We start from the raw sequence: 20,314 nt of genomic DNA, 5'->3' as shown, positions 1-20,314 counted from the left end.
GTCAGTGATGGATGGTCGGCTCGCCGTGCTGCACCAGCTGGCCACCACCATTGCGGGTGACGAACTTGCGCAGGGCCACGTAGAACACCGGGGTGAGGAACAGGCCGAACAGGGTCACGCCCAGCATGCCAGCAAACACCGTGATACCCGTTACCGAGCGCACCTCGGCACCCGCGCCGTGCGACAGCACCAGCGGTACGGTGCCGGCGATGAACGCGATGGAGGTCATCACGATCGGGCGCAGACGCAGGCGGCAGGCTTCCAGCGCGGACTCAACGATGCCCTTGCCGCCCATCTCCAGCTCTCTGGCGAATTCGACGATCAGGATCGCGTTCTTGCACGCCAGGCCCATCAGCACCACCAGGCCGACCTGCACGAACACGTTGTTGTCGCCACCGGTCAGCCACACGCCGAACAGCGCGGACAGCAGCGTCATCGGCACGATCAGGATCACCGCCAGCGGCAGCGACCAGCTCTCGTACAGCGCAGCCAGCACCAGGAAGGCCAGCATGATCGCCACCGGGAACACGATGAAGGCGGCCTTGCCCTGGGTTGCCTGCTGGTAGCTCAGGTCGGTCCATTCGGTGGTCATGCCTACCGGCAGCACCTTGCCGGCGATCTCGGTCAGCTTGTTCATCGCCTCGGCCGAAGACAGCAGGCGCGGGTCGGCTTCACCGGCCAGGTCAGCCGCCGGATAGCCATTGAAGCGCAGCACCGGGTCCGGGCCGAAGGTCTGCTTGATGGTGACCATCGAACCGATCGGCACCATCTCGCCGCGGTCGTTGCGGGTGCGCAGCTTGCCGATATCCTCGACCGTTTCGCGGTACGGACCGTCCGCCTGCGCGATCACCTGCCAGGTACGACCGAACTGGTTGAAGTCGTTGACGTAGGCAGAGCCGAGGTAGGTCTGCAGTGTGTCGAACAGTTCGGTCAGCTGCACGCCCTGTGCCTTGGCCTTGACGCGGTCGACCTCGGCATCCAGCTGCGGCACATTGGCCTGGTAGCTGGAAATCGGGAAGGCCATGCCTGGCGTCTGCGCAACGGTGCCCTGCATCGCCTGCACGGCATTCTGCAGCGCGCCGTAACCCAGGTTGCCACGGTCCTCGATGAACATCTGGTAGCCGTTGCCGTTGCCCAGGCCGAGGATCGGCGGCGGCATCATCGCGAAGGCGAAGCCCTCCTGCAGGCCAGCGATCTTCTGGTTGATCTCGGCATTGATCTGCGCGGCGGTACGGCCATGGCGCTCGGCGAACGGCTTGAGCGGAATGAACGCCACACCGGTGTTCGGCGTATTGGTGAACTGCAGCGCGTTCAAACCCGGGAACGAGATGGTGTGGGCCACGCCGTCGGTTTCCTGGGCGATCTTGGCGACCTTGCGCAGCATTTCATCGGTGCGCGCGATCGACGAACCCTCCGGAAGCTTCACGCCAGCGATCAGGTACAGCTTGTCCTGGGTCGGGATGAAACCCGGCGGCACCAGCTTGAAGATCACCCCGGTACCGACCAGCAGGATCGCGTAGATCACGAACACCGCGCCGCGACGGCCGAGGATGCGGGCCACGCCACGCTCGTACTTCTCCGAGCTGGACTTGAAGAAGCGGTTGAACGGACGGAACACCCAGCCGAACAGGCGGTCGATCAGGCGGCTCGGGCCGTCCTTCGGAGCGCCGTGGGCCTTCAGCAGGCGCGCGGCCAGGGCCGGCGACAGGGTCAGCGAGTTGATCGCCGAGATCACCGTGGAGATGGCGATGGTGACCGCGAACTGCTTGTAGAACTGGCCGGTAACACCGGACAGGAAGGCCATGGGTACGAACACCGCACACAGCACCAGCGCGATCGCCACGATCGGGCCAGAGACCTCGCGCATGGCCTGGTGTGCCGCCGCAGTGGGCGACAGGCCTTCCTCGATGTTGCGCTCGACGTTCTCCACCACCACGATCGCGTCGTCGACCACGATGCCGATCGCCAGCACCAGGCCGAACAGGCTCAGCGTGTTGATCGAGAAGCCCAGCAGGTACAGGGCGGCGAAAGTACCCACCACCGACACCGGCACCGCGATCAACGGAATGATCGACGCACGCCAGGTCTGCAGGAACAGGATCACCACCAGCACCACCAGCGCGATGGCTTCCAGCAGCGTGGAGACCACGGCCTTGATCGAGTCGCGCACGAAGATGGTGGTGTCATACACCGCTTCGTACTTCACGTCGGCGGGCATGGTCTTCTGCATCTCGTCCATCGTCGAGATGACCTGGTCACGGATCTCCAGTGCATTGGCACCGGGCGACTGGAAGATACCGATACCGACCGCGTTCTTGCCGTCCAGCTGCGAGCGCAGGGTGTAGTCGCCGGCCCCCAGCTCCAGGCGGGCCACGTCGGCCAGGCGCACGATCTCGCCATCGGTGCCGCTCTTGAGCACGATGTCGCCGAACTCCTTTTCGGTCTTCAGGCGGCCCTGGGCGTTGATCAGGGTCAGGAACTGGCTGTTCGGCAACGGTTCGGCACCGAGCTGGCCGGCCGAAACCTGCACGTTCTGCTCACGCATCGCGCGCACCACGTCGCTGGCGGTCAGGCCGCGCGAAGCCACCTTGTCCGGGTCCAGCCAGGCGCGCATGGCGTAGTCACCGCCACCGAAGATCTGTGCATCACCCACGCCCGGGATACGGGCCAGCGCGTCCTTGACGTGCAGGCGGGCGTAGTTGCGCAGGTACAGGGTGTCGTACTTGCCTTGCGGCGAGGTCAGGTGCACCACCATCAGGAAGGTCGGCGACTGCTTCTGCGTGGTCACGCCCTGCCGGCGCACGTCTTCGGGCAGGCGCGCCTGCGCCTGCGCCACGCGGTTCTGCACCTTCACCGCCGCCGCATCCGGGTCGGTGCCCGGGCGGAAGGTGACGGTCATCTGCAGCACACCGTCCGAGCCGGCAACCGACTTCAGGTACATCATGCCTTCGACGCCGTTGATCGCCTCTTCAAGCGGGGTGGCGACGGTCTCGGCAATGACCTTGGGGTTGGCGCCCGGATACACCGTGCGCACGACCACCGACGGCGGCACCACTTCCGGGTACTCGCTGATCGGCAGGATCGGGATCGTGATCAGGCCTGCGGCGAAGATCACGATCGACAGCACCGCCGCGAAGATCGGCCTGTCGATGAAGAAACGGGAAAAGTCCATGGAGGAATTCCTGGGAAAGGCGTTCGGCGGGCAACAGCCACCCTGCCCCTCGCCGGGATGACGAAGGCAGGGAAGGCTGCCGCTGGCGCCGGCAGCTAAGCGGGGACGCGGATCAGGAGACGGCGGATCAGTGGTTCAGCGCAGCGGTGGCATCGCGGCCCGGTGCGGGCGGCGCAGCCTGTGGCTGCATCGCCACGGCCTTGGCCTGCACCGGCATGCCCGGCATGAAGACCTTCTGCACGCCGTCGATGATCACCTTGTCACCGGCGGCCAGGCCGTGCTCGACGATGCGCAGGCCTTCAGCGGTACGGCCAAGATGGATGTCGCGGCGCTGGGCCTTGCCATCCTTGTCGACCACGTACACGTACTTGCGGTCCTGGTCGGTCAGCACGGCCTTGTCGTCGATCAGCAGGGCCTGGAACTGTCCGCTGCCGAGCAGCTGCACGCGGGCGAACAGGCCCGGGGTGAACTGGCGGTCGGCGTTGTCCAGCAGCGCGCGGACGCGGATGGTGCCGGTGCTGCGCGCCACCTGGTTGTCGAGGAAGTCGACCTTGCCCGCATGCGGGTAGCCCTCTTCGCCCGACAGGCCGACCTTCACCGGCAATTCGCTGTCTCGCTCGCTCGGGCGCTCGCCCTTGCGCGCCATCTGTGCGTAGCGCAGGAAGGTGCTTTCGTCGGCATCGAAGTAGACGAACACGGTATCCAGCGAGACCAGCGTGGTCAGCACGCTGGCGCTGTCGCCGGCGGTGACCAGGTTGCCGGCGGTGACCATCGCACGACCGGCGCGGCCGTCGATCGGTGCACGCACCTTGGTGAACTCCAGGTTGAGGCGGGCCGCGTCCAGTGCAGCCTGCGCCGCCTGCACGGCGGCACCGGACTGGTCGGCGGCGGCGCGACGCTGCTCGGCGGTCTCGGTTGAGATCGCCTGCTGCTCGGACAGCCGCTTGGCCCGCTCGGACTCGCTGCGGGCAAGGGTGGCCTGGGTGCGGGCGCGGGCCAACTCGGCGGCGGCACGATCGTATTCGGCCTGGTAGCTGCGCGCATCGATGGTGAAGAGCACTTCGCCCTTCTTCACTTCCTGGCCTTCGACGTAGTTGACCTTGTCGATGTAGCCGGACACGCGCGGGCGCAGTTCAACGCTCTGTACCGCTTCGACGCGGCCGCTGAACTCGTCCCACTGGCTGACCTGCTTGACCAGCACCGGCGCGGCGCTGACCTGCGGCGGCGGCGGAGCACCGGCTTCTTCGGCATGGCCGCCGCTGCAGGCCGCAAGCACGGCCGCGGCGAGGATCGACACACCGACCATCGCGATGCGATGGCCGAAACGATGTGGGGTGGTATTGGGGGAAGTCATGGCATGCATCCGTACGGAGGGGTGGTACAGCTATATGAGAACGTGTTGCAAAAATCGGCGGCGCATACTGCGACCTCAACCATGGTCGAGGTCAAGCGACGCCCGCGGTGCCGCGCCAAAGCGGAGGAATTTCCAGGTGCAGCAGGCCGCGTGGCAGTTCGGCATCACTGCTGTCGCAACGGACGATGGCGCGGTTGTCACGGCACCCATCAAGCAGCGAGACAACGCGACGGCCGACCAGCAGCGAGCTGGGCCACTCGATGCAGGCGTTGGCTGCGTTGGCCGGGGTGCACACTGGGCTGCAGACCTCCAGCATCTGCGCGCGCACGCCGATCGCCTGCGCTTCCTGGTGCACCACCTGCGCGTACATGCGCAGCGCGGCAGTGGTGATCGAGGTCTCGCCGTAGCCCGCCCATGGCTTGGCGTTGGCCGGGCTGCCGATCATCACGTAGCGGCGCGCATGCACGTTGTCCTGCAACAGCGGCAGCAGATGACGCACTGCGTGCACATGCGGCATCAGATCGGCCTGCATCGCGCCCAGCAGTTCATCACCGTTGCGGTCGGTTACGCGGCCGCGGCGGTAAGGGCCGCCCATTGCCGCGATCACCGCTGCCAGCGGTCGCGGGCGATGCGCGATGCGTTCGGCCAGGGCGCGCGCCGAGCCGTCATCGCTGAGCGAACCCAGCAGCGTCTCCAGACCCGGCTCGTCGGCGAACTGCTCGTGCAGCGCCGCCAGCCGGCCCGGATCGCGGCCGACCACCAGCACCGGGCTGCCGGCTTCCAGCAATGCGCCAACCACGCCCTGGCCGACGGCACCGGTGCCGCCGAGGACCAGGACTTCGGGCGTCAGCATCCCATTCACGGGACATTTCCTCCCAAATCCGGGATAGTCCCGATTCGACGCAGCCGGTCACTCTTGTGCGCCACCAGGCGGATGGCACCGCCACGCTGCTGACGCATGGGCGCGGTAAACTCACGGAAGTCCTTGTGTACCAAGGAACTCGGGCGGACTTCAACGGTCATTGCCAGGTCCAGGGTGTTCTGGCCGGCGTTCCGGAGACGGGCAAGAATGTTGCGCAGGCTCATGGCGGACGGGCTCCAAATAACGAATGGCGCCACGATAGACCTCAAACCTTTACTTGATTAGTCCTGATTAAGGGGAATAATCATCCCGCTCCCGGTCCAATCGTTCTGTCACGATTGTCCCATCCCCGACGTCCAGGATCCCAGACCATGTCCCACGATCTCAACGAGACGCTGATCTTCGTCAAAGTGGTCGAGCAAGGCAGTTTCATTGCCGCTGCCAAATCGCTCGGCCTGCCCAAGACCACGGTCAGCCGCAAGGTGCAGGAGCTGGAAACGCGCCTGGGTGCGCGTCTGCTGCACCGGACCACCCGCCGCCTCGGCCTGACCGAAGCGGGTTCGATCTATCACGAACATTGCCAACGCATCGCACGCGAGCTTGAAGAAGCCGAGAGCGCAGTGAGCCAGTTGCAGTCCGGCCCGCGTGGCTGGCTGCGGTTCACCGTGCCTTATTCGATCGGCATCACCTGGATCGCCCCGCTGCTGGGCCAGTTCCATGCGCAGTATCCGGAGATCCGCCTGGACATGCATATGGGCAACGAGAAGCTGGACCTGATAGCCGGCGAAGCGGACCTCGCGCTGCGTGTCGGTGCCCTGCCCGATTCCAACCTGGTCGCGCGCAAGCTCGGCAGCCTGCGCACGCAGGTGTTCGCCAGCCCGGCCTACATCGAGCGCTATGGCGAGCCGCTGCATCCGGAAGAACTGCAGTTCCATCGCATCCTGGCGATGCGCAAGCCGTATCACACCGGCAATTCGCCTCGCTTCACCTGGCAGCTGGGCGAGAACGGTGGTGAGCTGCGTGACTTCCCGGTCACCCCGCTGATGACCGCCAATGACATGTCTGCCTTGAATGGTGCATTGGTGTGTGGCGAAGGCCTGCTGCTGACCGGTGACGTGATGGCCAAGCCGTTTGTCGAGTCGGGCATGGTGCGCCGCGTTCTGGCTGGCTGGACCGGGCCGGAGGTGGACTTCAATGCCGTGTTCGCCGGCGGCCGCCTGGTTTCGCCGAAGGTACGTGCGTTCGTCGATTTCCTGGTCGAGAAGCTCAACTTCGACGCCAATTACATGCTGGCGCAGTGCCCGGGCGCAAAGCTGGCGCAGCAGCAGAAGGAAAAGGAAGACGCCGCGCTGGAGAGCAGCGGCAAGCGGATCCTGGAAAAGGTAGCCGCTTCGGCGGCGTAACCGGATTTTGTAGCGTCGAGCCATGCTCGACTTCGCTTTTGGGACCGCGCCGACCTTTGTCGGCACCGTTCGGAGAAGCAGCGACCGGGGAGCGCCATCGGCGTGCCGAGCAACGCTCGGCACCTACAAAAATGCCGCCTGCAAGGGCGGCATTTTCGTTCCGGCCGATGGCCGGACCGGCTCAAGCAGTAACGCCACGCGTTACTGCTTGAGCGGAATCACGCGGATCTCGACGCGGCGGTTCTTGGCGCGGCCCGCATCGGTGCTGTTGTCGGCAATCGGGTAGGACTTGCCGGCGCCCAGCGTTTCGATGCGCACGCTCTGCACGCCCTGGCCGATCAGGTACTGCGCGACCGAGTCGGCGCGTTCCTTCGACAGGCGGTTGTTGACCGCGTCGCTACCGATGCTGTCGGTGTGGCCGACCACTTCGATCATGGTCTGGTTGTAGTCACGCAGCGTGCCGGCCACGCCATTGAGCGAGCCGTAGAACTGCGGCTTCAGGGTGGACTTGCCGAAGTCGAAGGTGATGCCGTCCGGCAGGTTCAGCATGATGTTGTCGCCCTGGCGCTGCACATCGATACCCGTGTTGGCGGTGCGCTCGCGCAGTGCGCGTTCCTGGCGATCCTGGTACTGGCCAACGGCGGCGCCGCTGAGTGCGCCGATACCGGCACCGATCAGCGCGTGCTGGCGGCGCTCGGTGGCGCTGTCGCCGGTCAGCAGGCCGGCGGCCACGCCGATGGCGGTACCGATCAGCGCATTGCGGCCGGTGCGGTTCTGCTGCTCGGTCGGGTTGCCGTACTGGTCACTCTGCACGTAGGAGCCGCCAGTGGCGCAGGCCGACAGGACGGCCGCACTCATCAGGGCCAGTGCGACGTTGCGGGTGGTGTTGCGGATCATGTGGTTCTCCTTGGTTTCCGGTCGGGCCGGCGGCTTGCGGGCGCAGAGAGGATAAACAGCCCAATGCGATGTCGGGATGATGATCCAGCGCGGCGACAGGGCCTCGTTCAGCTAACTGACTGGATCGCTCAACCCCCGCTTTACCCTGCTCCGGACTGACGGTAAGCAGCCAATGCTGCATCGCGGCCGGCGGCCAGATCCACCATCGGCGTACGCGGATAGCCCGGGGCATGCGCTGCCAGCAGCAGCGGATGCTGCCACGGCGCGAAGCGTGCCTTCACCGGCAGCGCCGCCAGCTCCGGTACCCAGCGACTGATGTAGCGGGCCTGCGGGTCGAACTTCTCGGCCTGCGTGACCGGGTTGAACACGCGGAAGTACGGCGCGGCATCGGCACCGGTCCCGGCCACCCATTGCCAGCCCATCGTGTTGTTGGCCAGGTCGGCATCGACCAGGGTGTCCCAGAACCAGCGCGCGCCATGCAGCCAGTGCGCGCGCAGGTGCTTGCACAGGTAGCTGGCCACGATCATCCGCACCCGGTTGTGCATGTAGCCGGTGTGCCACAGCTCGCGCAGGCCGGCATCAACGATCGGTACGCCGGTGTTGCCGCGCTGCCAGTCCAGCAGCTGCGCGGCCCCCGGCGTGGCCCACGGGAAGCGGTCAAAGCGCGGGTTGAGGTTCTCGGTCGGCGTCTTCGGGAAGTGATGCAGCAGGTGATGGGCGAAATCACGCCAGCCGAGCTGGCGCAGATAGCCGTCGATGTCGGCGTCGGTGCCCGCACTAAGCAAGCCCTCCAGCACATGGGCGATGCGCCATGGTGCGATCTCGCCGAAATGCAGGTGCGGCGACATCCGCGAGGTGCCCACGCGATCCGGCAGGTCGCGCTGCTCGCGGTAACCGCGCAACGCGCCATCCTCGAACACGGACAGTGCCTCCAGCGCACCGGCCTCGCCCGGCTGCCAGTGCTCCCAGAACCCGGCATCCCAGCCCAGCGCCGGTACCAGCTGGAGATCATCCAATGCGAGGCTGCCGACCGTGTGCGCCGCCAGTGCCTTCGGCGCGGCCTGCGGCGCAGGCAGGTGCCAACGACTGAGGACGTTGCGCCAGTACGGAGTGAATACCTTGTACGGCTGGCCCTGCTGGGTCGCGATGTCCCAGGGCTCGAACAGCAGGCTGCCATTGCAGCTCTGCGCGTCGATGCCGAGCTCGCGCAGCGTGCGCTTGATGGTGGCGTCGCGTGGCTGGGTGGCCGGCTCGTACTTGCGGTTCCAGTACACCGCCTCGGCGCCGGTCTGCTCGATCAGCAACTGCAGGGTCGGCAGGCTGTCACCACTGCGCAGCACCAGCGAAGAACCACGCACGCGCAGGTCGGCATCCAATGCGCCCAGTGAGCGATGCCGCCACGCATCCGAGGCCGCGCCGGGTACCCACTCGCCCTCCTCGTGCGGCGCGTGGACGTAGACCGGCACCACATCGTGGCCCGCGTCCAGCGCGGCCTGCAGGGCCGGATTGTCCTGCAGCCGCAGATCACGGCGGAACCACACCAACGCTACCGACACATGCACCGCCTTCGTTGTGGAAGGCGGACATGATAGCCAGCGGCGGTGAAGGAGATGCGCGCGCCAGGCCATCCACGCGTGGCGTGAATCTACTGTTTGAACCGCTGCATCGCTTCACTGATCAGCGCACGCGCCTCGGCGGCGTTGCCCCAACCGTTGAGCTGCACCGGATTGCGACCGGCCGGCAGGTCCTTGTAGACCCGGAAGAACGCCTCGATGCGCTGGCGCTCGACCTCCGGCAGATCCGCCAGGTCGCGGATGCTGGCGTAAGTCGGGTCCACCTTGTCGGTCGGGACGCCGATGATCTTCTCGTCGTGCTCGCCTCCATCGATCATCTTCAGGTAACCGATCGGCCGGAAGCGCACGATCACGCCTGGGTGCAGGGGTTCGCGGGTCAGCACCAACGCATCCAGCGGATCGTTGTCACCGGCCAGGGTGCGCGGCATCGAGCCGTAGTTGGCCGGATAGGCCACCGGCATCGACTGGAAGCGATCCACGTGCACCAGGCCGTCCTCCTTGATCTCGTACTTGGTGAAGCTGCCTGCCGGAATCTCCACCGCCAGATTCACCTCCTGCGGGGCCTGCTTCGGCTGGGCGACCAGGAACGGATGCAGCACGGTATCGGCGGCCGTTACCGCACTGGCCAGCAACAGCAGGGCCGCGCCGATGGCAGCGAGAGGAAGGATGCGTCGGGGCGTGGTCATTGGCATCTCGTCATTCCCAGCAGCGGTCGGCGCGACCCTTGGCGGTCTGCGCACGCGGGCAGTCGCGCGGTGCGATGCGGCCCTCGGTCAACTCTGTGCGCTGCTTTGCGCCCTTGGCGTCGCGGCGCAGTTCGAAGGCGTCGTACAGACGACCGGTCACCGTGCGTGCTTCATAGCGCAGGTGCTGCGGGTCGATGTTCAACACCTGGAACAGCTGGGTGTCCTCGGCTACCGGATCCATCGTCCTGCGCGCTTCGTCGGAAAGGCGGTACTGCTTCGGACCTGCCACGGTCACCACGTACTGCGGCGTCGCGGCCTGTCCTTCGCCACGACGGCCGTAGGTGTGATCGTGGCCCTGCAGCACCAGATCGACGTTGTGGCGGCGTACCACCGGCAGCAGCACGTCACGCAGCGCAGCGTTCTCGCGGCCTTCGCGCGGCGAGTAGAACGGCTGGTGCAGCAGCACGATGGTCCACGGCTGCGGGTTGCCGGTCAGTACCCTGTCCAGCCACTGTGCCTGCGCCTTGGCCGTGCCGAGATCGAGCGCCGAGGTGCCATCGACCACGGCCACGCGCACGCCCTGCGCATCGAACCAGTAGCTGGTCTGCTGCGCGGCGTTGGCGCCATTGCCAGGCAGCGCGAACGTCACCGGCCAATGCTTGCCCAGCACGCGGCGTTCCTGCGGGGTGTCCTCAAACTCCTCGAAATACTCGTGGTTGCCGATGGCCGGGGCCACCAGCGTTTCCTGCGCCAGCCAGCCGGTGGCGGCAAACCACTCGCCCCATTCGCTGTCGTCCATGTTGTCGCCGCCACTGACCAGGTCACCGGCGAACAGGCTCATGCGCGCCTGCGGTGCAGCCTTCTGCGCCGCCCGCACCACGCGGCTGACATGGCTGACGTTCTTGTTCTGGGTATCACCGAAGTACAGCAGGGTCAGCGGCTGGTCGGCGCCGGCCAGCGTGCGCAGCTGGTTCCAGGCACTCCAGCTGCCATTGCCCTGCACGCGGTAGACGTACGCGGCGTCTGGCTGCAGGCCATCGACGTCGGCCCGATGATGGTGCGACAGCCCGTTCTCGGTCTGCAGCGCGCGGGTCGTCGCACGCACCTGGCGGATGCCCTCGATGGCTGGTGAGTCACCGGCCAGCGCGATCTCCAGAAGCGGCGCCTGCACGCTGCCATCGGTACGCCAGGCCACGGCGAAACCGCGGCTGGGATCGGCTGCCGGCGAGGCGACGATGCGGTCCGGCACCGTCGTCGCTGCGTAGTGGCGGCTACCCGCCGCCACCTGGGTATTCGGCTCGGCCGCCGCGAACGACAGCGACGGCAACGCCAGCAGCAGGCCCAGCGCCAGTGCGCGCACCACGTACTGCCGGCTCATGCGCCACACTCCAGCGGCAATGCCAACTGCTTGGCGATGCTCTCCCAGTCGAACGCCACCACGCCCTGGTCGTCATGCACCGCATACAGCGCACCGTGCGGGAAGCGCGCGCTGGGCTGCTGCATCATCCAGATGCCATCGGTGTTGGCCACGGTGTTGCCCTGGAACGCGCCGACCGGCTTCAGCGTATGCCGGTCGAACAGGTGGAACACGCTGCGCTGCTTGCCCTGCTCGGTGGTGATCCACCAGCCGTCCTTGCCGCAGGTGCGCAGCGTCACGCCTTCGGCCTGTGCCTTGAACACGTCGCGGCCGAAGGTGGTGCCGGTGAAGCGTCCGGCCAGGGTGTAGACCTTGAACTCGCTGGCGTAGCTCTCGTCCTCTTCGGCGATCAGCAGCCGGTCGTTCCCGGGGTCGCCCCAGATCGACTCAACCACCCGCAGCGCTCCTGACTCGGTGGTATCGCCGATGCTGGCCACCAGCTTCGCCTCGACCTTCGCACCGTCGCGGGTCACGTGGTACTGGCGCACGCGTTTGTCCAGCTCGGACAGCGGCGGCAGGATGTCACGCCCCTGCGCATCCTCGCCGTTGTCCCAGGAGTCGGTGACGTAGACGCTGTAGCCATCGGCACGGCGGTCGACCCACAGCCCGTACGGCTTGCGCAGTTCGTCCGCAGCGAACGTCGCCAGCGGCGTGAAGTCCGGCAGGCCCAGCACCTGCACGCGGTGATTGTCGCGCTCCACGATCCACAGCAGGTCGTCGGTCACCGCGATGCCGTTTGGGCGATCGAACTGCCCTGGCGCGGTCCCGCTGGTACCCACATCGCGCAGGTGCTGGCCGGTGCTGCCGTCGTAGACCACCAGCTTGTCGGAGGCCTTGGCGGTGGCGATCAGCCACAGCGCGCCGTCCGGCGCGCGCCAGGCTGCCGGCGAGTCGATGTTGTCGGCCGGGGTCATCGGTGACAGGAAGGCTTCGGCGATGGTGGTCACCGTGCGCTCGCCCCCGGCTTTCGCTGCCGTGGTGGCCGCGGCGGGGTCATTGCCGGTCGCCGGCGTGCAGCCGACGGCCAAGGTCGCCGCGAGCGCGACCGCCAGGACGGTGATGCCACGCCCCATCACAGTGCCACCTTCAGGCCGAGCGCGTAGGTACGACCGTATTCTTCCATCTGCAGGGTGCGCGAACGCGTGCCCTGGTACAGCTCCAACGGCTTGTCCAGCAGGTTCTGCGCTTCGAAGTACATGCTCACGCGCGGGGTGAACTTGTAGTCCAGCGAAAAATCGAGCTGGGTGTTGGGTGCAACATAGATGTCGAACGCGCGCCCCTTGCCGATGCTGTCCAGGTACTCGCTGCGATACACCGCCGCCAGGCGCGTGCTGACACCGTACTTTTCATAGCCGATGTGTGCGCTGTAGACATGCTTGGAGGCGCGCGGCAGGGTGAAGTCCTCGCCTGCACGGTCCTTGATGCCTGCATCGAATTTCGTATCCAGCCAGGTACCACTGGCACCGACCAGCAGACCATCCAGGCCGTCCGGCAGGAAGGCCAGCTGCTGTTGCCAATTGAACTCCGCGCCACGCACGGTGGCCTTGCGGCCGTTGATCGGCTGGGTCACGTCGAAACCGTCGTAGGCCGGATCATTTGTACGCACGGTTTCCACGATGTAGCCATCGATCGACTTGTGGAACAGGCCCAGCGAGACGATGCCGGTGCTGCCGATGTACTTCTCCACCGACAGGTCGATGTTCTTCGACTCGTACGGGTCCAGCTCCGGATTGCCCAGGCGCACTTCCTCGTCACCCCGGCTGTAACCTACGCGCGGCGAAACGTCGCCGAACGAAGGGCGCGATACGGTCTTGTTGGCCGAGGCACGCAGCACCCAGTCATCGGCCGCGTCATAGCGCAGGTGCAGGCCCGGCAGCACGTTGGTGTAGCTGCTGTTGGCCACGCGCGGGGTGACGGTGAAACTACGGCCGTTCGCAGCCACGTCCACCTGGTTGCCGACCGCCTTGAAGCGGGTGTTCTCCACGCGCACGCCACCGATGATGCGCAGCGCGCCCACGTCCCAGGTCCCCATGGCATAGCTGGCAAAGATGTCTTCACTGGCCACGTAGTCTTCTTCCAGCGACGTCATCGCGTTTGCACCGGCGTCCTGCGGGCGGGCGCTGTACTGGCTGCCGCTGGCCGCCCAGAACGCGCGCATCGCGGCCGAGTCCATGCCATCGCCCATGTTGCCGTGGCGGTGTTCCGGCGAGGAAGTGGTCCAGCTCGACAGCGCCACCTTCGGGCCGACGCGCAGTTCGCGCTCGTCCACATTCACATCGCGGTCGCGCCAGCGGCCCAGCAGGCCGAACTTGATGCTGCTGCTGTCACCGTCGAAGCGTACGTTGACCTGCGCGCTGTGCTCCTTGTCGTTCACCTGCTTGGGCGAGAGCACGAAGCGGTCGAATGCGTAGTTGCTGTTGTCCAGCCACTGCGGGTTGTCGAAGCTGTAGCTGGGCAGGCGGCTGCTCTGGTCCAGGGTGCCGTTGAAGGCCTTGCCGTTGAGCTTGAAGCGCGCCTCCATCTCGTCGTTCACGCGCTCTTCGGTACGTGTGTAGCCGATCCGGTAATCGACCACGGCACTGGTCAGCTTGTTCTCGCCGCCGAGGCTGGCCGCGAAGGTGTTTTCCTTCTTGGTGCGGTAGCGCATGCGTTTGTCGATGGAATCCTTCGGCATGCCGTCCAGGCGGTACTGGTCGGTGCCGGTCTCGACCATCTTCGCGTCGTCGAAGTTGAAGATCACGCGCTGGCGGGTCTCCGCATCGTCGAACTGGCTGTACAGCGTGCGCAGGTAGTATTTGCTGTCTTCGTTGGGACGCCAGTCGAGGTTGAGGTTGGCACCGATGCGCTTGCGCTCGATCTCGTACTTGCGGTGCTGCAGGTTGATCGCGGTCACGTCACCGGGGGCGGCATCGTCTTCGCCGTCGTACTCCACTTCGGTGTTGTCCGACTCGAACTTCCGCTTCTGGTAATTCACGCCCAGCGCCACGCCGAAGGTATCGTTGAACACCTCGCTGTAGTTGAAGGCGGCCTTGGGACTGGTCTCGCCGGACAGCTGCTGGTGGCTGCCCTCGATCTTGCCGCGCAGGCTGCGACCGTCACGGTCGAAGGCCGACGCCGACTCCACCAGCACGGCGCCACCGATGGCATCACCCGGCATGTCCGGGGTCGGCGACTTGACCACGCGCAGGCGCTCGGTGGAATCGGAGGGGATCACGTCCAGCGGCGCGGCACGGCTGGAATCTTCCGGCGTACCGACGGCAATTCCATCCACGCTGACACTGTTGAGATTGGCATCCAGGCCGCGGATGACCACGAATCGGCCCTCGCCCTGGTCGCGGGTCACACTCACGCCCGGCAGGCGCTGCAGTGACTCGGCCACGTTCTTGTCCGGGTACTGGCCCAGGGCGTCAGAGGACACCGCGTCCTCGATGGCGTCGCTGCTGCGCTTGAGGTCGACGGCGCGGATCTGCGATTCGAGCTGGGCACGCACTTCGATGCGGTCCAGGTCGACCGCATCGGCCGCCACGGCGCCGGTGGCGGCTACCGCCTGCTGCCCGGCGGCCCGCAGCGGTGCTGCGGCCCCCATCGCCAGGGTCAGCGTGATGGCAACGGCCAACGGAGTCTTGATATGCACTGGGAATCCCCATTCCTGTTAAGAATGGGTCTGCACGGTATGTCCGCAAGGTTGCATGGCCGTGACATGCGCCTGCACATTCCATGTACGGCGGGTCTGGGAACGGTTTGGGGTTCGGCCCGCCATTCCTGCAAAATGGCGCCCTCTCTCCTTCTCCCCTCCTTCCGACCATGAAGATCGTCGAAGTGCGCCACCCGCTGGTGCAGCACAAGATCGGCCTGATGCGCAACGCCGCGCTCAGCACCAAGGATTTCCGCGAACTGGCCAACGAGCTGGGTACACTGCTGGCCTACGAGGCCACCGCCGACCTGGACACCGAGCCGCACACCCTGCCGGGCTGGGCCGGCCCGGTCACCGTGCAGCGCATTGCCGGCGCCAAGATCACCGTGGTGCCGATCCTGCGTGCCGGCCTGGGCATGCTCAGCGGCGTGCTGTCGCTGATCCCGGCAGCCCGCGTCAGCGTGGTCGGCCTGCAGCGCGACGAGGAAACCCTGCAGCCGGTGCCCTACTTCGAGCGCCTGACCGGCCGCCTGGAAGAGCGCGATGCGCTGATCCTGGACCCGATGCTGGCCACCGGCGGCACCCTGATCGCCACCATCGACATGCTCAAGCGCGCCGGCGCCCGCCGCATCAAGGGCATCTTCCTGGTCGCCGCGCCTGAAGGCATCGAAGCGGTCAAGGCCGTGCACCCGGACGTGGAGATCTACACTGCGGCCATCGATGCCCAGCTCAACGACAAGGGTTACATCCTGCCGGGCCTGGGTGACGCCGGTGACCGTATCTTCGGTACCCGCGTCGGTTGATCCGGGGAACCGGGGTCAGAGCCCTTTCTGCGAAAGGGATCTGGCCCCAACATCGCGGGGGTCGGATCCCTTTCGCAGAAAGGGCTCTGACCCCATCCCGCATTCCGGCCTACAGCCCGGCCGCGAAGATTTCCAGCTGTCCGATGACGGTGTTCCAGCCATCGAAGAAGCCCAGCTGCTCATGCTGGTCGCGCTGCGCCTTGTCCGGGTGCATTACCCGCGCCGTGTAGCGGCAGCCCTGCCCCTCGTCCTCCATGGTGATGATGGCGGTGAAGCCCAGCCAGGGTGACTGCGGTCGCCAGCCTGCGCCCAGCATCGAGGTGAACACCAAACGCTGCTGCGGCACGATCTCCAGGAAACTGCCCGGATTGTCACTGCTGCCACCATCCGGGCCCTGCATGAAGGTGTGGAAGGCCCCGCCGGGGCGCAGGTCGAATGCGCGAACCTCAGTGGCCCAGGGTTTCGGGCACCACCATTGGCGCAGCAGCTCGGGGTCAGTCCAGGCCCGCCACAAGGCCGCGCGCGGTGCAGCCAGCACGCGGCTGATGACCAGATCGGTGTCAGGGTTGTTGCCTGCGTCTACGGCCATGGGCCTGCTCCTGTTGGTGATGCGTTTCGACGAATTCGACCATGCGGTCGGTGCGCGCTTCCCACGTCGCGCGCTGTTCGGCCAGCCACTGCTCGCCCTGGCGCAGCCGCGCCGGCACCAGTTCGCAGGTGCGCACGCGCCCTTGCTTGTAACTGCGCACCACGCCGCTGCGCTCCAGCACGGCCAGGTGTTTCATCAGCGAGGGCAAGGCCATCTGGAAGGGCTCTGCCAGCATCGACACCGTGCACGGCCCCTGCCCCAGCGCGGCCACGATCGCGCAACGGGTCGGGTCGGCCAACGCCTGGAAGACCTCTTGAATGGCTGGAGAATACTTACCCATAAGGCTAAGCAATACGCCGATCCGAATACCGATGCAAGCAGGCGCGGCCGGGTGATGATTTTTCACGTGGTCTTGCCATGCCGAAGCGAATGCTCCGCGCACCCGCCCCCGCTTGGAGCACCTGATGAAAGCCTCTTTCCTGCTGGCCGCCGTCCTGCTGGTCGGCCTGCCCTTGGCGGTCAACGCCACCACCCCGCAGCAACAGCGCATGGCCGAATGCTCGGCCAAGAACAAGGGCCTGAAGGGCGATGCCTACAAGACCGCGCAGAGTTCCTGCCTCAGTGGCCACGCCGCCGACGCCAAGCCGGCCAATGCGCAGCAGGAACGCATGCGCAAGTGCAACGCTGACGCGGGCGCCAGGAAGCTGGCCGGTGATGCGCGCAAGACCTTCATGAGCAGCTGCCTGAAGGTGTCTTGACGCCTGTCTCTGGCAGGGCGCCATCCACGCATGGCGTGGATCTGATGCGTCACGGGAAGGCCGGGCATCGCCCGGCCTTTTCATCAACCGAGGGCGCGCGCCTTCAGCTCGCCCTGCTCATGCAGGGTCACGAAACGCCCCTTGTCATCACGCCCCAGTTGCGCCAGCGCCACCTGCGGGTCATGGGTGAAGAACAGCCGCACGTTGCGTGCCAGCTTGTCTTCAAGGAACTGCCGCTTCTCGTCGATAAGCAGCTCGGCGTTGCGGTCGTAGCCCATGGTGATCGGCACGTGCACCCATGAGCGCCCTGGAATCAGGTCGGCACAGAACACCACGCCACCGTGCGCACCCTCGCCTGCATGCGCGTGACCGACGATCTCGGCCAGCATCAGCCCCGGCGTATGCCCGTCGCTGTAGCTGAAGCGCACGCTGTGGCCGAGTACCTTCGAGTACTCCCCATCCACCACTTCCAGCCGGCCACTTGCCTGCAGCAGGCCGGGCAGTTCCGGAATGAAGCTGGCCCGGTCACGCGGGTGCGGATGCACGGCGCGCTGCCAATGCTGTGCGCCGACCACATAGGTTGCGTTGGGGAACAGCAACTCGGGCTCACGCCCTTCGCTCCATGCCGCCAGCAGGCCGCCGGCATGATCGAAGTGCAGGTGGCTGAGCACCACGACATCGATGTCCTCGTGTTCGAAGCCGGCTTCGCGCAACGAATCGATCAGCACGTGCTGGCTTTCCTGCACGCCATAGCGCTCACGCATGCGCGGATCGAAGAACGCCCCGATACCGGTTTCAAACAGCACCGTCTTGCCTTCCAGCGGGCTGGCCAGCAGCGCACGGCAGGCCAGCTCGATGCGATTGAGCTCGTCCGGTGCCGCCCATTTTTCCCACAACGCACGCGGTGCGTTGCCGAACATCGCGCCGCCATCAAGGCGCTGCGAATTTCCACGAATAGACCAGAGTTTCATGCGTCGATTATCGGCGCCTGCTCGTTAAATAATCGCTAGAAAGGAAACTGAAAACCCCGCCGGCAAAGGCGGGGTTTCGATAATCAGCCGGATTGCCGGCCAGCAGCCGCCACAACCGGATCAGCGTGCCGGCACGACCTGGGCACTGCCCACCGGGTTGCGTGGGTCGCTACCGCCGTACAGCTTGTTCGCCTTGCGGTCCCATTCCACGGTCTGCAGGTTGCCCCACACATGGCTGGAACCGCGGCCGCCTGCGGCGACGTCACCCGGCAGGTCGATCTTGTGGCCCATCGCCTGCAACTGCTTCACGGTCGCCGCGTCGAACGCATCGTCCTCGGCTTCGATCAGGTCCGGCAGCCACTGGTGGTGATAGCGCGGCAGCGCCGCCACCTGCTGCGCATCCAGGCCGGCGTCGTAACCAAGGATGCCCAGCAGCACCATGGTGATGATGCGGCTGCCACCCGGCGTGCCCAGCACCACCACCTTGTCGGCGTTCTCCATGAAGGTCGGCGTCATCGAGCTGAGCATGCGCTTGCCCGCCTTCGGCGCATTGGCCTCATAGCCCATCACGCCGAACGCATTGGGCGTGCCCGGCTTCAGCGCGAAGTCGTCCATCTCGTTGTTCAGCAGCACACCGGTGCCCTTGGGAATCAGCCCCGAGCCATACAACAGGTTGACGGTCTGGGTGGCGCCGACACGGTTGCCATCACGGTCGATGATCGAGAAGTGCGTGGTCTCGTCGTCTTCCAGCGGCGTCGGGTTGCCCGACAGCAGGTCGCTGGGCGTGGCCTTCTCCGGATGGATGGTGGCCCGCAGGCCCTGTGCGTAGTCCTTGCTGGTCAGCACCTTCTGCGGGATCTGCACGAAGTCCGGGTCGCCGAGGAAGAAGGTTCGGTCGCGGTAGGCGCGACGCATCGACTCCACCACCAGATGGGTGCGATGCGCCGGGTCCATCTTCCTGATGTCCCAACCTTCCAGGATCTGCAGCATGCTGGCCAGCGCGATACCACCGGACGACGGCGGCGGCGCGGTGGTGATCTTCCAGCCGTTGTAGTTGAACACGATCGGTTCGCGCTGCTTCACGCGGTAGCTGGCCAGCTCTTCAGCGGTCCACTTGCCGCCGGCCTGCCTCACGCCGTCCAGCAACAGCTTTCCGGTCTGGCCCTTGTAGAAGCCATCGAAGCCGCCTGCGGCCAGCCGCTCCAGCGTCTGCGCCAGTTCCGGCTGCTTGAACAGGTCACCGCTGGCGATCGGCTTGCCGTTGCGCAGGTAGACCTCGCGCGTGCCGGGGTAGCGCTCCATCACTTCGCGGCGCGAGGCATAGCCCTTGGCCATGCGCTCGTACACCGGAAAGCCTTCACGGGCGACACGGATCGCCGGCTGCAGCGAAGCCGACAGCGGCAGCTTGCCGTGCTTGGCCGACAGTTCGACCAGCGCTGCGGGCAGGCCCGGGATACCGGCTGACCAGGCGCCATTGACCGAGCGGTCGCGGTCGAGGTTGCCCTGCTTGTCGAGGAAGGCCTGCGGGGTTGCCGAGGCCGGCGCGGTCTCGCGCGCATCCAGCATCAGGTCCTTGCCAGTGGCAGCGTCATGCAACAGGAAGAAGCCACCTCCGCCCAGCCCAGAGCTGATCGGCTCCACCACCGCCAGCGTGGACGACACCGCCACGGCGGCGTCGAAGGCGTTGCCGCCCTGCGCCAGGATATCGATGCCGGCCTGGGTGGCCAGCGCGTGGCCGCTGGCAATGGCCGCGCCATCGGGGCGTTCGGCACGGGCCGGGCTGTCGGCCCAGGCGATCGGACTGAGCAGCAGGCCGAGCAGCAACAGGGGGCGGACGATCAACGTCTTCATTCGGATGGGGGCTCCGCATAGAGTTCGGGGTGATCGTGCTGCAGCTGGCGCAGCTTGGCCAGCAGCTGGTCTTCCGTTTCCACGATCTCCGGATCCGGATCGATGCACTCGACCGGGCAGACGACCACGCACTGTGGTTCGTCGAAATGACCCACGCATTCGGTGCAGCGCGCAGGGTCGATCACGTAGATGGTTTCACCCATCGCAATGGCCTGGTTCGGGCAGGCCGGCTCGCATACGTCGCAGTTGACGCAGAGCTCATTGATTTTCAGCGACACGGCGATACTCCTCGCCCGCGCCCTGGGACAAAGGACCGGCCAGCGCGGGCGCGCGGGCCGGTCAG

Annotated in this window: 18 protein-coding genes; 3 read left to right on the top strand and 15 right to left on the bottom strand. The window is 66.2% G+C overall.

The annotated features are described in order from the left end of the window. Position 1: 1 nt before the first annotated feature. The 4 genes from ACYKG1_RS08500 to ACYKG1_RS08485 form a co-directional block, all read right to left on the bottom strand. Positions 2–3,172 (bottom strand): efflux RND transporter permease subunit, encoded by a 3,171-nt coding sequence (locus ACYKG1_RS08500; RefSeq protein ID WP_478472375.1) that lies wholly within the window; start codon positions 3,170–3,172, stop codon positions 2–4. 127 nt (positions 3,173–3,299) lie between these two features. Further along, a complete protein-coding gene (locus ACYKG1_RS08495; protein WP_262083907.1) occupies positions 3,300–4,526 on the bottom strand; it encodes an efflux RND transporter periplasmic adaptor subunit in 1,227 nt (408 codons plus the stop codon). A 91-nt stretch (positions 4,527–4,617) separates the two neighbouring features. Continuing rightward, a complete protein-coding gene (locus tag ACYKG1_RS08490) occupies positions 4,618–5,388 on the bottom strand; it encodes an SDR family NAD(P)-dependent oxidoreductase (RefSeq protein ID WP_262083908.1) in 771 nt (256 codons plus the stop codon). After that, entirely contained in the window at positions 5,385–5,612 is a 228-nt protein-coding gene (locus ACYKG1_RS08485; RefSeq protein WP_478472373.1) for a hypothetical protein, read from the bottom strand. Before ACYKG1_RS08485 ends, ACYKG1_RS08490 begins: the two co-directional genes overlap by 4 nt. 147 nt (positions 5,613–5,759) lie before the next feature. On the opposite strand from ACYKG1_RS08485, the gene ACYKG1_RS08480 reads away from it, so the two are divergent. Beyond that, positions 5,760–6,791, top strand: coding sequence for a LysR family transcriptional regulator (locus tag ACYKG1_RS08480; protein ID WP_005409107.1), 1,032 nt, complete (start codon positions 5,760–5,762; stop codon positions 6,789–6,791). Positions 6,792–6,992: 201 nt separating this feature from the next. Here the strand turns inward: ACYKG1_RS08480 and ACYKG1_RS08475 are convergent, their stop codons facing one another. The 6 genes from ACYKG1_RS08475 to ACYKG1_RS08450 all read right to left on the bottom strand — a co-directional run bounded on the left by ACYKG1_RS08475 (position 6,993) and on the right by ACYKG1_RS08450 (position 14,951). Beyond that, positions 6,993–7,688: a YiaD family glycine zipper/OmpA-like lipoprotein gene (locus ACYKG1_RS08475; RefSeq protein WP_010484399.1), complete on the bottom strand. Its 696-nt coding sequence runs from the start codon at positions 7,686–7,688 to the stop codon at positions 6,993–6,995. 140 nt (positions 7,689–7,828) lie between these two features. Beyond that, positions 7,829–9,244, bottom strand: a complete 1,416-nt coding sequence (locus tag ACYKG1_RS08470; protein WP_478472371.1) for a cryptochrome/photolyase family protein — start codon at positions 9,242–9,244, stop codon at positions 7,829–7,831. 89 nt (positions 9,245–9,333) lie between these two features. Continuing rightward, a complete protein-coding gene (locus ACYKG1_RS08465) occupies positions 9,334–9,948 on the bottom strand; it encodes an inorganic diphosphatase (RefSeq protein ID WP_478472370.1) in 615 nt (204 codons plus the stop codon). A 10-nt stretch (positions 9,949–9,958) separates the two neighbouring features. Continuing rightward, positions 9,959–11,326, bottom strand: coding sequence for a purple acid phosphatase family protein (locus tag ACYKG1_RS08460; RefSeq protein ID WP_478472368.1), 1,368 nt, complete (start codon positions 11,324–11,326; stop codon positions 9,959–9,961). After that, positions 11,323–12,438, bottom strand: coding sequence for a phytase (locus ACYKG1_RS08455; RefSeq protein ID WP_478472367.1), 1,116 nt, complete (start codon positions 12,436–12,438; stop codon positions 11,323–11,325). The genes ACYKG1_RS08460 and ACYKG1_RS08455 overlap by 4 nt, the downstream gene beginning before the upstream one ends. Then, positions 12,438–14,951, bottom strand: a complete 2,514-nt coding sequence (locus ACYKG1_RS08450; RefSeq protein ID WP_478472723.1) for a TonB-dependent receptor — start codon at positions 14,949–14,951, stop codon at positions 12,438–12,440. Before ACYKG1_RS08450 ends, ACYKG1_RS08455 begins: the two co-directional genes overlap by 1 nt. Before the next feature lie 218 nt (positions 14,952–15,169). Between ACYKG1_RS08450 and upp the strand changes: the two genes are divergently transcribed. Further along, the gene (gene upp, locus ACYKG1_RS08445) at positions 15,170–15,802 is read left to right on the top strand and encodes a uracil phosphoribosyltransferase (RefSeq protein ID WP_005409099.1); all 633 of its coding nucleotides are present in this window, start codon (positions 15,170–15,172) and stop codon (positions 15,800–15,802) included. Positions 15,803–15,911: 109 nt separating this feature from the next. Here the strand turns inward: upp and ACYKG1_RS08440 are convergent, their stop codons facing one another. Both ACYKG1_RS08440 and ACYKG1_RS08435 read right to left on the bottom strand, forming a co-directional pair. After that, positions 15,912–16,391: an SRPBCC family protein gene (locus ACYKG1_RS08440; protein WP_100471977.1), complete on the bottom strand. Its 480-nt coding sequence runs from the start codon at positions 16,389–16,391 to the stop codon at positions 15,912–15,914. Further along, on the bottom strand, positions 16,363–16,797 hold the full coding sequence (locus ACYKG1_RS08435) for an ArsR/SmtB family transcription factor (protein WP_478472365.1): 435 nt from the start codon (positions 16,795–16,797) through the stop codon (positions 16,363–16,365). Before ACYKG1_RS08435 ends, ACYKG1_RS08440 begins: the two co-directional genes overlap by 29 nt. 58 nt (positions 16,798–16,855) lie before the next feature. Here ACYKG1_RS08435 and ACYKG1_RS08430 point away from each other — a divergent pair, with 58 nt between their 5' ends. Then, positions 16,856–17,149: a PsiF family protein gene (locus ACYKG1_RS08430; RefSeq protein WP_100471976.1), complete on the top strand. Its 294-nt coding sequence runs from the start codon at positions 16,856–16,858 to the stop codon at positions 17,147–17,149. A gap of 83 nt (positions 17,150–17,232) precedes the next feature. Here the strand turns inward: ACYKG1_RS08430 and ACYKG1_RS08425 are convergent, their stop codons facing one another. The 3 genes from ACYKG1_RS08425 to ACYKG1_RS08415 form a co-directional block, all read right to left on the bottom strand. Then, on the bottom strand, positions 17,233–18,120 hold the full coding sequence (locus ACYKG1_RS08425) for an MBL fold metallo-hydrolase (protein WP_100471975.1): 888 nt from the start codon (positions 18,118–18,120) through the stop codon (positions 17,233–17,235). 120 nt (positions 18,121–18,240) lie between these two features. Then, a complete protein-coding gene (ggt, locus tag ACYKG1_RS08420; RefSeq protein ID WP_478472364.1) occupies positions 18,241–19,971 on the bottom strand; it encodes a gamma-glutamyltransferase in 1,731 nt (576 codons plus the stop codon). Further along, positions 19,968–20,249 carry a YfhL family 4Fe-4S dicluster ferredoxin gene (locus tag ACYKG1_RS08415; protein WP_004153175.1) on the bottom strand — a complete coding sequence of 94 codons (282 nt, stop codon included), beginning with the start codon at positions 20,247–20,249 and terminating at the stop codon, positions 19,968–19,970. The genes ggt and ACYKG1_RS08415 overlap by 4 nt, the downstream gene beginning before the upstream one ends. Between the last annotated feature and the right edge of the window lie 65 nt (positions 20,250–20,314).

Source organism: Stenotrophomonas sp. 85239_Sma, from assembly GCF_056481725.1.
The sequence above is the reverse complement of the archived record's forward strand: the minus strand, read 5'-3'. Positions and strand labels throughout refer to the sequence as shown.

Excerpts from the sequence above, each read along its gene's own strand:
- upp (WP_005409099.1), top strand. The coding sequence starts at position 15,170 with ATGAAGATCGTCGAAGTGCGCCACCCGCTGGTGCAGCACAAGATCGGC.
- ACYKG1_RS08475 (WP_010484399.1), bottom strand. The coding sequence starts at position 7,688 with ATGATCCGCAACACCACCCGCAACGTCGCACTGGCCCTGATGAGTGCG.
- ACYKG1_RS08495 (WP_262083907.1), bottom strand. The coding sequence starts at position 4,526 with ATGACTTCCCCCAATACCACCCCACATCGTTTCGGCCATCGCATCGCG.
- ACYKG1_RS08425 (WP_100471975.1), bottom strand. The coding sequence starts at position 18,120 with ATGAAACTCTGGTCTATTCGTGGAAATTCGCAGCGCCTTGATGGCGGC.
- ggt (WP_478472364.1), bottom strand. The coding sequence starts at position 19,971 with ATGAAGACGTTGATCGTCCGCCCCCTGTTGCTGCTCGGCCTGCTGCTC.
- ACYKG1_RS08460 (WP_478472368.1), bottom strand. The coding sequence starts at position 11,326 with ATGAGCCGGCAGTACGTGGTGCGCGCACTGGCGCTGGGCCTGCTGCTG.
- ACYKG1_RS08465 (WP_478472370.1), bottom strand. The coding sequence starts at position 9,948 with ATGACCACGCCCCGACGCATCCTTCCTCTCGCTGCCATCGGCGCGGCC.
- ACYKG1_RS08485 (WP_478472373.1), bottom strand. The coding sequence starts at position 5,612 with ATGAGCCTGCGCAACATTCTTGCCCGTCTCCGGAACGCCGGCCAGAAC.
- ACYKG1_RS08450 (WP_478472723.1), bottom strand. The coding sequence starts at position 14,951 with ATGGGGGCCGCAGCACCGCTGCGGGCCGCCGGGCAGCAGGCGGTAGCC.
- ACYKG1_RS08480 (WP_005409107.1), top strand. The coding sequence starts at position 5,760 with ATGTCCCACGATCTCAACGAGACGCTGATCTTCGTCAAAGTGGTCGAG.
- ACYKG1_RS08500 (WP_478472375.1), bottom strand. The coding sequence starts at position 3,172 with ATGGACTTTTCCCGTTTCTTCATCGACAGGCCGATCTTCGCGGCGGTG.
- ACYKG1_RS08430 (WP_100471976.1), top strand. The coding sequence starts at position 16,856 with ATGAAAGCCTCTTTCCTGCTGGCCGCCGTCCTGCTGGTCGGCCTGCCC.
- ACYKG1_RS08455 (WP_478472367.1), bottom strand. The coding sequence starts at position 12,438 with ATGGGGCGTGGCATCACCGTCCTGGCGGTCGCGCTCGCGGCGACCTTG.
- ACYKG1_RS08440 (WP_100471977.1), bottom strand. The coding sequence starts at position 16,391 with ATGGCCGTAGACGCAGGCAACAACCCTGACACCGATCTGGTCATCAGC.